Consider the following 14,530-nt stretch of genomic DNA (forward strand, 5'->3'; position numbering starts at 1 on the left):
GTGGTGGGGGCCCCGGTGGGGCGGGGCGCCGGGGACTGCTACGAGACCTCGATGAGCACAGGCAAACAGAGCGGACTGACGACTCCCGGTCAGTCACCTGACAGAAGGCTGACGTGGGCTGGATCACATCGCGGGGTGCCGGACGCCGACTTGCGGGGCGGCGGCGCAGGGGGGCGGGAGAGCCCAAATGGACTGCTGAAAGCGGTAGTTGAAGTGTTCTGGGTCAAGGCGATCCCCTGGGCTGCGGGCCGTCACTAGAGTCGCCCGCATGCCTGATCTCTCCTACCTGGACGCCGTCCGAGAGTCGTACGACACGGTCGCCGCCGACTACTTCGAACGGGTCAAGCCCCCGGCGGAGCTGGATCCGCTGTCACGAGGCATGTTGAACGTGTTCGCCGAGATGGTGCGGACGGCCGGTCTCGGCCCCGTCGCCGATCTGGGATGCGGGCCCGGGAGAGTCGCGGCCTACCTCGCCGAGCGGCAGGTTCCCGTTTTCGGCATCGACCTGTCGCCCGCAATGGTCGAGTTGGCCCGCAGGACCCACCCGCATCTGCGTTTCAGTGTCGGCTCGATGACTTCTCTTCCCATCGAGGACAACCTCCTCGGCGGCGTCCTCGCCTACTACTCCACCCACCACACATCTCCAGCGCTGTTGCCAGTGGTGTTCGGCGAGTTCCACCGCGTCCTCGCACCGGGCGGCACCCTGATGGTGGCCGGCCACGTGGGAGCCGACCAGCATCTCCGTCCGACACACGCCTACGGCGGTCATCCGGTGTCGTACGAGTCCTACCTGTTGCCGCCGGATCGGATCGCGGAGCTCTTGGCACAGACGGGACTCGCCCTCACCGCGCGTCTGGTGGAGGAGCCCCGTGACGAAGCCACGAGGTCCTTCGCCACCTTCCTCGCCCTCAAACCCGAACTGCCCTGAGACGCGCGCCTGTCGGCGACGGCGCGGCAGGGTCGGCGCCCACAGGGTGTGGCCATGACGGCCGGTTCGCGCGGAGGCGGGTGGGAGACGGGTCAGACCAGGTAGTCGGCCACCAGGGTGGCGAACTCGTCGGGTGTGGCCAGGCGGATGCCGAGGTCTTCCGCTTTGGCCCGCTTGGATCCTGCGTTCTCCCCGGCGACGACCAGGGCGGTCTTCTTCGACACGCTGGAGGAGGAACGCCCTCCGGCCCGTTCGATCAGCTCGTTCACCTGGTTGCGGCTGAGCTTCTCCAGCGGGCCGGACATGGCGCCGGTGACCACCACGATCATGCCCGTGAGCGGCCCGCCCTCAGCGGTCGCGGCACTCCCCTCGTCGGCGCCGACGGGGCTCGGCGGTGTGGCGCCGGGCTCGGTCATGTTCACTCCGGCGGCGACGAGTTTGTCGATGAGCGGGGCGAGTTCGGCCAGCTCGGCGACGATGGAGGGGGCCTTCTCGGTGCCGATGCCCTCGACCTGCTGCATGGCCGTGGCGTCGGCGGCGCGGATGTTGTCCATGGTGGCGAACCAGCGGGCGATGCGCCGTGACATCGACCGGCCCGTGCCGCGCACGCCGAGCGCGCACAGCACGCGGGACAGCGGCTGGGCCTTGGCGGCGCTGATCGCTGTGAGGAGGTTGTCGGTGCTGGTCTCCCCCATGCGTTCCAGGCCGAGCAGTTGCTCGCGGGTGAGGGTGAACAGGTCGGCGAGATCGGCGACCAGGCCGGCCTCGACGAGTTGGACGACACGGGTGGCGCCGAGTCCTTCGATGTCGAGCTGGTCGCGGCCGGCGGCGTAGGAGAGGGAAGCGACCAGGTGGCAGTTGCGGCCCTGCTCGCAGCGCCAGCGTTCCTGGCTGGTGTCGATGCCGGAACCGCAGCGCGGGCACGCCTCGGGAAAGACGATGGGCTGCTCGGCGCCGGTGCGCAGATGGGCGACGGGGGCCTCGATCCGCGGTATCACGTCGCCGGCCCGGTGGACCATGACATGGTCGCCCAGTCGGAGGTCGCGGCGGGTGATGTCGGCGGGGTTGTGCAGTGTGGCGTAGGTGATGGTGGCGCCGTCGATCTCGACGGGTTCGAGCACACCGCGCGGGGCGATGATGCCCGTGCGGCCCACGTTCCACTCCACCTCCAGCAGCCGGGTGATCTTCTCGACGGCCGGGAGCTTGTAGGCGATCGCCCACCGGGGAGCCCGCGATCCGGATCCGGCCGTGTGCTGGTCGGCGGCCAGGTCGGCCTTGATGACGATCCCGTCGATACCGAACGGCAGTTGCGCCCGCAGCGCCGCGATCTCCTGCACCCGGGCCAGCACCTGCTCACTGCTGCGGGCCACTCTGCCGGGGACCGCGGTCGAGGCGGTGGTGTTCACGCCGAGGTCGGCGGCCAGGACCATCAGATCGCTGTGGGCGAGGTCGCCCAGCCGCGCCGCGAGGGCGGTGTCGGTGTCGGGCAGGGGCAGCAGGCCGTAGCCGAAGAACGTCATGGGCACCGTGTAGGCGCGCTCCTTGGCGCGCAGGGTGCCCGCGGCCGCGTTGCGGGGGTTGGCGAAGGGTTGCCCGCCGTGCCCGGTGCGGACCTCGTTGGCGTGCTCGAACTGGGCCGTCGTCATGAGGACTTCGCCACGCACCTCCACGCTCACCGGTTCGGACAGGGTCTCGGGCAGGCCCTCGATGGTGCCCGCCGCGTGCGAGACGTCCTCCCCGGCCGTCCCGTCACCCCGGGTGATCAGCCGAGTGAGGCGGCCACGGGTGTAGCGGGCGGCGACCGCGAGACCGTCCAGCTTCGCCTCCACGCTCCACTGATCCACCTCGTGGCCGACACGCCGGGCCAGGGACGCCGCCCACGTGGTGAACTCGTCCGCGGAGAACACGTTGTCCAGGCTCAGCATCGCCACGGTGTGCGGCACGTCGCCCTCGACGGCGCCGCCCGCGACCTTCCCCGTCGGCGAGTCCGGGAGCACCTGGTCGGGATGCTCGGCCTCCCACGCGGCGATGCCACGCACCAGCCGGTCGTAGGTGTCGTCGTCGAGCGGCGAGGTACCGCCCGCGTAGTAGGCGGCCGCGGCCTTCACCGCGTCCTCGACCGCCTGCGCGTAGGCGGCGGCATCCACGATCTGTGCAACAGGAGTCGTCATGACCGTCATCCTGCCTGCCACCACTGACAACGGCCCCCGGGCCGGAGCCGGGGCGTTCCCGGAGCCGGGGCCGGTGGGGCGGTGTGGGCGCATTGCCAGGTGGACGGAGCGGATCGGCATGTGTCGTGGCCGTTGTGACAGGGAGCGGGTGACAGGCACAGCGGCGAGGCTCCTCGGCAGCCGCACCGTGAAGGCGGCGGACTGCGAAGGAGCGATCTCATGGGCCGATACGATCTCGCCCTCATCGGATTCGGCGGCGTCAACCGCGCGCTTGCCGAACTCATGTCCCAGAACGGGGACCGCCTGGCCGAGGAGCTGGGTTTCGCCCTGCGGGTGGTGGCGATCACCGATCTGCGAGCTGGTTCCCTGGTGGATGCCGACGGCATCGATCTGGCGCCGCTGCTGGCCGCCGAGCCGGGCGAGCTCAGCTTCGCGGGCCTGGCCGGTGGCAGCGCGGATCCGCGCAACGAGTGGGTGATCCGCGAGGTCCCGGCCGACATCGTCGTGGAGGCGACGTTCACCAACCCGACCGACGGCGAGCCCGCTCTCTCCCATGTGCGCTGGGCCCTGGAATCGGGCAAGCACGTGTGCACCACCAACAAGGGCCCGGTCGCACTCGCCGGCCGCGCCCTGAAGCGGCTGGCCGCCGAGCGTGGGGTCAGCTTCGAGTTCGAGGGCTCGGTACTCAGCGGCACCCCCGTCCTGCGTACCGCCGAGCGCATGTTCGGCGGGCTGGAGATCACCGGCGTCCAGGGCATCATGAACGGCACCTCGAACTACGTCCTCGGCCGCCTCGAAGAAGGCGTCGAGTTGTCGGCGGCGATCGCCGAGGCCCAGGAACTCGGGTACGCCGAAGCCGACCCCACGGCGGACATCGAGGGCCACGACGTCCAGCTCAAGGTGATGATCCTGGCCAACGAGATCCTCGGCGCCGATCTGCGCCGCGAGGACGTCTTCTGCGAGGGCCTCTCCTCGCTCTCCCCGCACGAGGTGCGGGACGCCGTGTCGAAGGGGCTGCGGTGGAAGCTGGTCGGCTCCGCCACCCGTCACGAGGACGGCAGCGTCGACGCCCGCGTCACCCCGCTCGCCCTGCCCGCCCACCACCCGCTCGCCGGGATCTGCGGCCCGGTCAACGCGGTCGCCTTCCACACCGACCTCCTCGGCACCGTCACGATCTCCGGGCCGGGCGCCGGGCGCACCGAGACCGCCTACGCCCTGCTGTCGGACATCACCGCCATCCACCAGCGTCACGCGGACGACGACTACGCCCCCACGCGCCTCGCCGTGAAGGAGACCCACCGTGTCTGACACCGCCGTGCCCCCCGGTATCGCACTCGGCACCGACACCACGCTCGTGCACAACCCCTACACGGGCGAGGTCATCGCCTCGGTGCCCATCGCCGACGTCGCCGCCCTCGGCAGCGTCCTGCAACAGGCCAGATGTGGGCGCCGCACCGCGGCCGCGCTGTCCCGCGCCTCCAGAGCCGCGGTCCTGGAACGCGCCGCCCGTCTGATCCAGCGGCGCTGCGAGTCCTTCGCCCAGCTCATCGTCAGCGAGGCCGGCAAGACCATCGTCCAGGCCCGCAAGGAGGTCGCCCGCGCGGTCAACACGCTGGCCCTGTCCGGAGCCGAGGCACGACGCAACGCCGGCGAGGTCATCCCCTTCGACTCCCATGAGGGCTCGGAGAAGCGGCAGGGTTGGTTCACCCGCGAACCGCTGGGCGTCATCGCCGCCATCACGCCCTTCAACGATCCCCTCAACCTGGTCGCCCACAAGCTCGGCCCGGCCGTCGCCGGCGGCAACGCGGTCATCCTCAAACCGTCCGCGCTGACCCCGCTGACCGCTCTGCGCCTGGTCGACACCCTCATCGAGGCCGGTCTGCCCGAGGAGGTCGTCACCGTCGTCAACGGTGACGCGGACATCGCCGCCGCGATCGTGGCCGCCCCCGACGTGCGCATGGTGTCCTTCACCGGGGGATTCGCCACCGGTGAGGCCATCTCGCGGACGGCCGGCCTGAAGAAGCTCGCCATGGACCTGGGCGGCAACGCCCCGGTCATCGTCATGGACGACGCCGACCTCGACGAGGCCGTCGCCTCCTGTGTCTCGGGCGCGTTCTGGGCCGCGGGCCAGAACTGCATCGGCACCCAGCGGATCCTCATCGCGGCCGAGGTCTACGAGCGCTTCCGCGACGCCTTCGTCGCCCGCACCAGGCTGCTGCGCGTCGGCGATCCGCTCGACGAGCGCACGGATGTCGGGCCCATGATCACCCCGGAGGCCGCTGCCGTCACCCGGGCCAAGGTCGACGCGGCGGTGGCCGAGGGCGCGGTGCTGCTGTGCGGCAACACCGTCACCGGTTCCCTGTACGCGCCGACCGTCCTGGAGGACGTCCCGGCGACCTGCTCGATCCGGCAGGAGGAGGTGTTCGCCCCGGTCGTCGTGCTGCAGCCGTTCACGTCCTTCGAGGACGCCATCGAGCAGGCCAACGCCATCGACTACAGCCTCCACGCGGGCATCTTCACCTCGCGCCTGGACCGCGCCCTGACAGCGGCCCGGCTGCTGGAAGCGGGCGGAGTGATGATCAACGACTCGTCCGACTACCGCTTCGACGCCATGCCGTTCGGCGGGTTCAAGTACGGCAGCATGGGGCGCGAAGGCGTGCGCTTCGCCTTCGAGGAGATGACCCAGCCCAAGGTCGTCTGCGTCAACCACATCACCGAAGTGGTCCGCTGACCGCTTTCCCCCACATCGGCCGGGGCGGCCGTTCCCTCCGCCCCGGGGTGAACTGCCCGGTCATGACACGCCACCGCGCAGTTCACCCCGCTGACGTCGGCCCCTGTTCCCCCCGCGGGCGATCGACCACCCTGGACAGGGTGAGTGCCGTGACCGTGTCCCGTACGCCCGGCATCTTGGCGATCTCCTCCCAGATGCTCCGTACGCGTTCCAGCGAGGCCGCTTCGAGGCGCACCATGATGTCGAAGTCGCCGCTGAGGATCTCGCAGATGACGACCTCGGGGATGCGTTTGAGTGCGGCCAGGACGTCGCCGCCGCGCATGCGGTCCTGGCGGTAGACCAGTACGAGCGCCGAGGCGACCGTGCCGGTGTCGTGGCCCGCGCGGACGATGGTGTAGCCGGCGATGTGGCCCTGGCGCTCCAGGCGTTCGACGCGCTGGCGCACCGCGTTGCGGGACAGCAGCACCTTGCCTGCCAGATCGGAGTGCGAGATGCGGGCGTTGCGGGTCAGCTCGGCGATGATCTTCTCGTCGATGGCGTCCACAGCGGACCGTCTCCTTCGCGAATCGGTCGGGATCGCGGACCCACGGGCAGGAACCCCGTCAGTCGTGGGGGATGGCGATGGCGGCGAGGTGCGTGCCGGGGCGTACGGTCAGCCCGTTCATGTGGTAGATGATCGTCCCGCTGGAAACGGCGGTGACCTTGTGTTCCGTGCCGTCGACGGGGTCGATGACGCGGCCGATGGTCTGTCCCTCGGTCACGTCGTCGCCGGTGACCGCGTCCGGGTACCAGAGGCCGGTGGCGGGAGATTCCACCTCGCCCGTCCACATCCAGTCGCGCGGCCGCACGGTCACCGGTGCGAGGGGCTGCGGCGCTTCGATGACGCCGAGGTGGTGCAGGATCCGGTGGAGGGCGTCGAGGAGCCGGCCCACGGTGTCGGGGTGCCGGTCGCCGAGCTGGCCGGTCTCGACGAGGATCGCGGGGATGCCCTGGCGGTTGGCGGCGGCGTGGCTGTTGCCGCCCTCGGGGCTGGTGCCGAAGATGACCCGCTCGTATCCCACCGCATGCGCCAGGGCCCGGTTCCTGGCGTCGAGTTCGGTGTCGCCGGTGCGGCGGTGGCCGACGAAGTCGAGCAGGTGCTGGTCGATGCCGCCGCTGTGCAGGTCCACGTAGGCGTCGGCGCCGTCGAGGAGGTGCGCGAACAGCCAGGCCGCCATCCGGTCGGTGGGGCCGCCGTCCGGGTCGCCGGGGAAGACGCGGTTGATGTTCACACCGTCCAGGGGCGAGATGTTGAGCCTGCCGCCGTAGACGGCCGGCGGGTTGGCGACGGGGCAGATCACCACCTGCCCGGCGACGTCCTCCGGCTCCAGCAGCCCGGCCAGGCGGGTGGTGGCGTCGACACCGACGAACTCACCGCCGTGGACCCCACCGGTGATCACGACCCGCGGACCGGGACGGGCACCGTTGACGAGGATCAGCGGCACCTCGACCGTGGTGGTGCCCAGGTCGGCGGGCAGAACCCCGCGCGTCTTGCGGCCGGGCTCGGCCCGCAGCGTACCGATGGTCAGAGTCATGGCTTACCTCGTTCGGACTCAGGCCGCGATGCGGCCGGTCGTGGTGATGAAGTCGATCGGCTGGGAGGTGCGGCCCTCAAGGGCGAGGTCCGCGGCGATGTCGCCCATGGCGGGTGAGACCTTGAAGCCCTGGCCGGAGAAGCCGGCCAGCAGGACGATGTCGTCGCAGTCCGGCAAAGGGCCGACCAGCGGGCGGGTGCTGTCGGTGTAGCCCTCCATGAAGACGGACAGGCGCACCGGGTCGGGGTTCAGGCCGGGCAGGTGGCGGCGTACCGCCGTGGTGAAGCTCTCCAGTTCTTCCGGTGCGACGGTCCGGTTCAACCGGTTGGGGTCGTCCACGAGCCTGTGGTGCGGCTGGGGCAGGCCCAGCTTGACGGCCAGGCCGTCCGGGGAGGGGATGCCGTAGAAGGGGGTGTCGCCGCAGCGGATGAAGGCGGGACGCTCGGCGCCTGCCGGGTGGTCGTCGTGGGGCAGGAACCAGGCGCTGATGGCACGGTGGATGTTCACTTCCCACGGCAGGTCGGGCAGCAGGTCGCCCACCCAGGGGCCGGGCGTGACGACGGCGGCGTCGAAGCGCTCGGTGCCGGCGTCGGTGCGGATCAGAACGCCTCCCCCGGCGACGGGAGTGACTTCCCGCACCGGTGTGTAGCGGCGGATCCGGGCCCCCAGCTCCTCGGCCCGGCGAGCCGCGGTCTGGACCGTCAGCTCGGGGCGGATGAACCCCGCATGGGGGTCGAGGACCACCAGGTCACCGTCGTCGACGCGGAACTGCGGGAAACGCTTCGTCATCGCCTCGACGTCGATCACCTCGTGGTCGAGGCCGTGCTCGGCGATGCCGTCCATGACGGTACGTACCTCGGGGTCGTCGGCCGGCCCCATGACCAGGGCTCCGATCAGTCGGCGCAGTTCCCGCCCGGTCTCCGCCTGCAACTGCTTCCAGAGGGCGTCGGCGTGCCGCACGAGCGGCACATAGCGGCCGTCGTGGGTCTGCACGCTGCGGAAGACCCGGGTCTCACCGCCTGCGGCGCTGCGGTCGTGGCCGGGCGCGAACCGGTCGTAGCCGACTACCTCGGCACCCCGGCCGGCCAGCCGCCAGGCGGCCTGGCTGCCCATGGTTCCCACACCGACCACCGCGACACGCTTCCTCGCAGCTGACACAGGACTTCCCTTCCGTATCTCCGGGCCGCACGCCGGGCCCGGAGCATGAGGATGCATTCATGGCGACTTGGAGGGGCGGGCCATGAGAGCCCGAAGGCTCGTGGTCGTCCCAGGGTTCGGGGATTCACCCCGACACCCATGCCGTGCCACAATGTGGCATACTGTGCTATTATCTGGCATAGATGATGGCTGTGACTCGGGGGAGAGTCAAGAGGTCAAACGATGGCCGCGCGACTCGACCCCACCTCACCCACGACCTCGCCCACGACCGGGACCAGTTGGGATCGAAGGGTGCCGGCGTGGGGCTCCAGGGAGCCGTCGAAGGCGGCGGAGCCGATGGTGAAGGCGTCGACTCCGGCCGAGGCGAGCGCCTGTATCTGGGCGGTGTTGGTGATCGATCCGGCGACGACCAGACGCCCGGTGGTGGCGGCACGGGCGGCGCGGACCAGGTCGAGAGGGTCCGCGTCGGTGGCGCGGTACGCGAGGAGGTCGACGCCGGCGCACCCCGCGGCCTCCGCTCGCCGGCAGTCGTCGGCGATGCGGTCCGGGTCGCCGGCGAGGCGGGTGGGGTGCCCGAGGGGTTCTCCGGCGAAGGGCAGATAGCCGATGGACGTGCCGCGAAGAACGTGGAGGGTCTCCTCGATCCAGGTACCGCCCATCAGCCAGTCGACGCCGAGTTCTACGGCCGTCCGCACCGAGGCAAGAGCCTGGTCCCGGTGGGTGCTGACGACTTCGAGGTAGGTGGTGGCGCCCAAGTCCTTGAGGCGGGTGTGGAGCTGGGCGAGGGTGCCGGCGTCGACGCCGATGTCCTTGAATCCGATATGGGTGATGCCGAGGTCCGCGATGGTGTCGAGCACGTCGAGGCAGTCGGTGACGGTGCGGTCGTCGCGGGTGAGCATGAAGATGAAGTCCATGGTGTCCTTCGGTTCTCTGGTGCCGGGGCTGTCGGGGGTCGGTGGGTCAGGGGTGGTCCGGTGCCCCGGAGGACAGACGGTCGGCGTGGGTCAGGGCCGCGAGCAGGCTGGTGTGGTCGGCCGTGCCGAGACCGGCGATGTCGAAGGCCGTGCCGTGGTCGACGCTGGTGCGGACGAAGGGCAGACCGATGGTGATGTTGACGCCGTGCTCGATGCCGAGGTACTTGACGGGGATGAGGCCCTGGTCGTGGTATTGCGCGACCACGGCGTCGAAGGCCCCCGTGCGGGCGCGCATGAAGACGGTGTCGGCGGGCCAGGGTCCGCTCGCCTCGATGCCTTCGCTCCGCGCCGCTTCGATGGCGGGGGCGATGATGTCCAGGTCCTCGCGGCCGAACAGGCCGTTCTCCCCCGCGTGAGGGTTGAGGCCGGCGACGGCGATACGGGGGGCGGGCAGGCCGCCGCGCCGCAGTGTGCGGTGGGTGAGGCGGATGATGTCGAGCACACGCGCTGTGGTGATCGCGTCGATCGCGGTGCGCAGCGACTGGTGCACGGTGACCAGGACGATCCGCAGTTCGTCGGTGGCCATCATCATCGCGTAGTCCGTGGTGCCGGACAGGTCGGCGAGGATCTCGGTGTGGCCGGGGTAGGGGACGCCGGACAGGCGCAGTGCTTCCTTGTTGATCGGCGCGGTCACCAGAGCCCGTATCTCGTGGGCCATCGCCAGCTCGATGCCGCGGCGGACGTACTGGAAGGACGCCGCTCCGGCGCGGGCGTCGAGGGTGCCCCAGGGCAGGTCGGCCGGAAGGCAGTCCTCGGCGAGGACGTCCACCGTGCCGGGTGCGCACTTCGCCTGGTCGACCGATGAGACGGGGCGGAGCGCGAGGCGGGTGTCGGCGATCCTGTCGGCGCGGGCGAGAACGTCCATGTCGCCGATGACGACGACGGGCACGGTACGCCGGGAGTCGGCGCACGCCTTGAGGGTGATCTCGGGGCCGATTCCGCAGGGGTCGCCCATGGTGATGGCGATCGGGGTCATGCGTGCTCTCCTGGGGCGAGACGATGTCGGATGAGGTGGCACAGGCGCAGGAGCGTGGCGTCGTCACCGAAGCCGCCTGCCTTGATCAGCACGGGAAGGGGGTGGCGTCCGGTCAGCAGTCCGCGGACGACGCCGGGTTCGGGTTCGTCGATCAGGTCGATGCCGGTGGCGCCGAGGGGCTGGAGCACGGTGGTGGCCGTTTCTCCCCCGGTGATGACGAGTGCGTCGACCGTGTGGTCCTCGGCCAGTGCCTGGACGACGGTGGCTTGGGAGCGGGCGAGTGCCCGGGCGGTCCGTGGCGTGTGGCGTTCCTCAGGTGTCCGCAGGGTGAGGACGGGGGCCGTCAGACCGCGCAACGTCTGAACGGCGGCGGCCGGATCGACGCCGACGGTGGCACCTTGGACGTCCCCGCTGCCGTGCAGTTCGGCCAACTGCCGTCGGGTCGCCGGGTTGGTGCTGCCGACCACGACCAGGGGACGTCGGGCCGGGGCGGGCGGTGACGCAGCGGTGCCCGTGGCGCGTGCGCACCTTCGGGCCAGGGCTGCCGCCAGGCCCGGGGAGCCGACCCACAGCACGTCGTCGAGCCGCGGCACCGCTGCCACCAGACGGTCGAGGTCCCCGTCCTCGGTGGCGGAGCAGACGATCAGATCGCCGTTCCCGATCAGTTCGGGCAACACGGCTGCCCGGTCCGGCCGCCCGAGCACGGCCTCCGGGAACAGCGTGGTGAGGTCCGAGCACCGCACGGGGTGCGCCGGGTCGCGGGCGTAGTCGCTCTCGTGGACCGGTACGCCCCGCACGTACTGGACGCCCTCCACCGTCGTCCTGCCCTCCGCGGGGAAGGCCGGAGCCATGACGACGGCCCGCCGTCGCGACCCCGCCCAGGCCGCCCGGACCTCTGCCGCGACATGACCGCGCAGGGTGGAATCCACCGTCTTGAACAGCAACTCGGAGCCGGCGAACAGGTCGGCCGCCCGCCGGGTACACGTAGCGGCGGCCTCCTCGTCCAGCACCCGGCTGCCGACGTCGACCGCGGTCACATCCACGGCGCGCCCAGGCAGTCTCGCCGGGGTGGTGAGCAGGATCCGGGCGTCATGCCCAGCCTGGCGGAACGGCGCGGCGCCGTCCCCCGCACTGGTGAGGTCGTCCGCCAGGATGGCGATACCCCGCCGCACGTCATCGCGGAACGTCATGCCCCACCTCTCGGAAAGCCGGCCTTGTCTGTGAACGGATCAATAGTCATGCAGCTGAATGACCTGGACAAACCATTCCTTCTCACAAGACCGGTGAGTAAAATTCACTCATGCGATGGTCGGCCCTTCCTCCTCTGAACACGCTTCTGCCGTTCGAGGCCACCGTCCGGCACGCGAGCATGACCGCGGCCGCGCGGGAACTCCATGTCACGCACGGCGCGGTGAGCCGACAGATCCAGAACCTGGAACGGTCCCTCGGAACCTCACTGTTCGAGCGGCGGACACGTGCCCTGCACCCGACCCCGCAGGCCCGTCAGCTGGCGGCCGTCGTCCGGGACGCGCTCGATCAGATCGACGCGGCAGCCCGGCAGATCGCACCCCGCGCGCCGGCAGGACCCCTCACCCTGTCCTGCGAGCCCACGCTCCTGATGCGATGGCTCATTCCCCGGCTCCCCGATCTCGCCGCGAAGGTGCCGGACGTCACCGTCCACCTGTCCGCGGGCGGCGGCCCTGTCTTCTTCGAGCGGGACGACATCGACCTCGCGATCCGCCGGGACGACTTCCCGTTCCCCGAAGACGCAAGCCGGACCCGCCTGTTCGCCGAACGGATCGGCCCCGTGTGCCGACCCGATCTCGCGGCTCGCCTGACCGACGCCGCCGGAGCGTCGCAGGTGACTCTTCTGCACACCGGCACACGACCGCAGGCGTGGGACGACTGGCGGCGTATCACCGGCCTACGAGCGGAGCCCGCCTCCCAGCAGACCCTGGAGCACTTCTACCTGACCCTCCAGGCCGCCGCGGCCGGAGTCGGGGTCGCGATCGCCCCGTACGCCGTCGCCCGCGACGACCTGGAGCGAGGCCAACTCGTCGCACCCTTCGGTTTCGTCCCCGACGGCACGAGCTACCACCTCCTCGGCCGTCCCTCACATGAGCAGGACGGACGCGTCCGCAGACTGACGGCATGGCTGCGGGCCAGGACGAGCCGACTCGACGACGACTCCGAACAGGTATGACCCGCTGGGGCTTACGGCCCCCAGTGCTCGCCGCTGAGGATCTCGCAGATCACGACGCCCCGGAGGGGGAGTTCACTCGGGCCGGCCGGTCATGCCGCCGCCGAGCCAGTAGCCGAAGCCCCGGCGGGTGTGGATCAGCGGCGGGCCGTCCCGGTCGACCTTGCGGCGCAGCCGCGAGACCAGCTGCTCGATCGCGTTGTCGCCATGGAAGTCACCCCACACATAGCGGCCGATCTGCTCCTTCGACAGCACCTTGTGCGCGTTGACCAGGAGGTATCGCAGCAGCCGGTACTCGGCCGGGGTGAGGTTCAACGCCCGCCCGGCGCGCAGCGCCTGACAGGAGGAGCCGTCCAGTTCCAGGTCCAGGTAGGCCAGTTGGCGCTCGCGTCGGGCGGGACCTGCGGCGCGCAGCAGCACCTGCGCCCTGGCCAGGACCTCGGCGATACGGAAGGGCTTGGTGACGTAGTCCTGGTCCCCCAGGCCGAGTTCGGGCAGCAGCTTGCCCAGGGCGTCGTACGCCGTCAGGAAGAGCACCGGGGGACGGTGGGCGAGGGGTGAACGGTCCCGGCCCAGCCCTTCGAGGTCCGGCAGCGTCAGATCGAGCACCACGAGGTCGAACCGGCGGTCACGCAGCCGCGCCACCGCCTCCGTCCCCGAGGCTGCGGAACGGATCCGGTACCCGGCCAACTCCAGGGTGGTGCAGAGCAGTTCGGCCGTGTCCGGGTCCTCCACGACGACCAGCACATGCTGCCCCGCGCCGCGGGGAAGCGAGGGCTTCTCACTGACACCGCCCTGGATGGGTAAGACCATGCGTCCAGCACTCATTCCTTGCGGGCCCTCCGGACGATCGACCGGGAGACCATCCGACCAGAATCAATTGATTGACTCAAGTAAGTCACATGTGCTTGCCTAACTCAAGCAAGACGGCCGCCGTCGGGTACCGCCAGCACCGGACCCCTCCCCGGTCGGCCGTCCCACCCGACGAAAGAGGAACAGTCGATGAGCAGTACCGGTCTGGACGGCCGAGGTGTCGTCGTCACGGGTGCCGGTTCCGGCATCGGGCGCGCCGCGGCCCTGAAGTTCGCCTCGGCGGGCGCGAAGGTCCTGGTCGCGGACCTCGCCGAGAAGGCCGCCGAGGAGACGGTCGACTCGATCGGGAAGGCCGGCGGCACCGCGCTCGCGGTCGTCGGCGACCTCAGCGACCAGGCCGTCGTGGACCGGGTCGTCGCCACGGCCGTCGACTCCTTCGGCGGGCTGGACGTGCTCGTGAACAACGCCGGGATCATGGACCGGATGTCCGCCCTCGGCGAGGTCGACGACGCCGAGTGGGAGCGGGTCATCCGGGTCAACCTGACGGCGCCGTTCCTGCTGACCCGGGCCGCGCTGCCGCACATGCTGAAGGCGCAGAAAGGCGCGATCGTGTTCACCGCCTCCGAGGCGGGCCTGCGCGGCAGCGCGGCGGGCGCCGCCTACACCGCGTCCAAGCACGGTGTGGTCGGTCTGGTGAAGAGCCTGTCGGTCATGTACCGCAAGCAGGGCATCCGGGCCAATGCCATAGCCCCCGGCCCGACCATGACCAACATCAAGGTCGACGCCGACCAGCAGGCGCACGGCCCCGCGATCGTCGGCGGCCTGATCGGCGCCACCATCGGCCGTCTGGGCACGGCGGAGGAGCAGGCGGACGCCATCCTCTTCCTCGCCTCCGACGCCGCCGCCTTCGTCAACGGTGTGGTCCTGCCCGTGGACGACGCCTGGTCCGCCGTCTGACGGCCCTCACCCCGGCGCCCGGCGCTGACGCCGGGCGCCGCGGAGAAG

Annotated in this window: 13 protein-coding genes; 5 read left to right on the forward strand and 8 right to left on the reverse strand. The window is 70.7% G+C overall.

Annotation, left to right across the window (positions count from 1 at the left end):
• Positions 1-268 precede the first annotated feature (268 nt).
• A complete protein-coding gene (locus tag AOK15_RS15010; protein WP_055516856.1) occupies positions 269-928 on the forward strand; it encodes a class I SAM-dependent methyltransferase in 660 nt (219 codons plus the stop codon).
• Between the two features lie 92 nt (positions 929-1,020).
• Here the strand turns inward: AOK15_RS15010 and ligA are convergent, their stop codons facing one another.
• A complete protein-coding gene (gene ligA, locus AOK15_RS15015) occupies positions 1,021-3,099 on the reverse strand; it encodes an NAD-dependent DNA ligase LigA (RefSeq protein WP_055516858.1) in 2,079 nt (692 codons plus the stop codon).
• 219 nt (positions 3,100-3,318) lie between these two features.
• Here ligA and AOK15_RS15020 point away from each other — a divergent pair, with 219 nt between their 5' ends.
• Positions 3,319-4,407 carry a homoserine dehydrogenase gene (locus AOK15_RS15020; protein WP_055516860.1) on the forward strand — a complete coding sequence of 363 codons (1,089 nt, stop codon included), beginning with the start codon at positions 3,319-3,321 and terminating at the stop codon, positions 4,405-4,407.
• On the forward strand, positions 4,400-5,830 hold the full coding sequence (locus tag AOK15_RS15025) for an aldehyde dehydrogenase family protein (protein ID WP_079058497.1): 1,431 nt from the start codon (positions 4,400-4,402) through the stop codon (positions 5,828-5,830). The genes AOK15_RS15020 and AOK15_RS15025 overlap by 8 nt, the downstream gene beginning before the upstream one ends.
• 82 nt (positions 5,831-5,912) lie before the next feature.
• Here the strand turns inward: AOK15_RS15025 and AOK15_RS15030 are convergent, their stop codons facing one another.
• From AOK15_RS15030 to AOK15_RS15055, 6 genes are all read right to left on the reverse strand, one after another.
• Positions 5,913-6,374: an Lrp/AsnC family transcriptional regulator gene (locus AOK15_RS15030; RefSeq protein ID WP_079058498.1), complete on the reverse strand. Its 462-nt coding sequence runs from the start codon at positions 6,372-6,374 to the stop codon at positions 5,913-5,915.
• 58 nt (positions 6,375-6,432) lie between these two features.
• Positions 6,433-7,404, reverse strand: coding sequence for a succinylglutamate desuccinylase/aspartoacylase family protein (locus AOK15_RS15035; RefSeq protein ID WP_055516865.1), 972 nt, complete (start codon positions 7,402-7,404; stop codon positions 6,433-6,435).
• Positions 7,405-7,422: 18 nt separating this feature from the next.
• On the reverse strand, positions 7,423-8,535 hold the full coding sequence (solA, locus tag AOK15_RS15040) for an N-methyl-L-tryptophan oxidase (protein WP_205632137.1): 1,113 nt from the start codon (positions 8,533-8,535) through the stop codon (positions 7,423-7,425).
• Between the two features lie 242 nt (positions 8,536-8,777).
• A complete protein-coding gene (locus AOK15_RS48310; RefSeq protein WP_055516870.1) occupies positions 8,778-9,476 on the reverse strand; it encodes a HisA/HisF-related TIM barrel protein in 699 nt (232 codons plus the stop codon).
• 46 nt (positions 9,477-9,522) lie between these two features.
• Entirely contained in the window at positions 9,523-10,512 is a 990-nt protein-coding gene (gene pdxA / locus AOK15_RS15050) for a 4-hydroxythreonine-4-phosphate dehydrogenase PdxA (RefSeq protein ID WP_055516872.1), read from the reverse strand.
• A complete protein-coding gene (locus tag AOK15_RS15055) occupies positions 10,509-11,702 on the reverse strand; it encodes a four-carbon acid sugar kinase family protein (protein ID WP_055516873.1) in 1,194 nt (397 codons plus the stop codon). The genes pdxA and AOK15_RS15055 overlap by 4 nt, the downstream gene beginning before the upstream one ends.
• Positions 11,703-11,812: 110 nt before the next feature.
• On the opposite strand from AOK15_RS15055, the gene AOK15_RS15060 reads away from it, so the two are divergent.
• Positions 11,813-12,715, forward strand: a complete 903-nt coding sequence (locus AOK15_RS15060) for a LysR substrate-binding domain-containing protein (RefSeq protein ID WP_055516874.1) — start codon at positions 11,813-11,815, stop codon at positions 12,713-12,715.
• Between the two features lie 72 nt (positions 12,716-12,787).
• Here AOK15_RS15060 and AOK15_RS15065 read toward each other — a convergent pair whose 3' ends face one another.
• Positions 12,788-13,525, reverse strand: a complete 738-nt coding sequence (locus AOK15_RS15065; protein ID WP_205632138.1) for a response regulator transcription factor — start codon at positions 13,523-13,525, stop codon at positions 12,788-12,790.
• Positions 13,526-13,714: 189 nt separating this feature from the next.
• Between AOK15_RS15065 and AOK15_RS15070 the strand changes: the two genes are divergently transcribed.
• The gene (locus tag AOK15_RS15070; RefSeq protein WP_055516876.1) at positions 13,715-14,482 is read left to right on the forward strand and encodes an SDR family NAD(P)-dependent oxidoreductase; all 768 of its coding nucleotides are present in this window, start codon (positions 13,715-13,717) and stop codon (positions 14,480-14,482) included.
• The last annotated feature ends 48 nt before the right edge of the window (positions 14,483-14,530 follow it).

The organism is Streptomyces ossamyceticus, assembly GCF_001418475.1.
Lineage (GTDB): Bacteria > Actinomycetota > Actinomycetes > Streptomycetales > Streptomycetaceae > Streptomyces > Streptomyces ossamyceticus.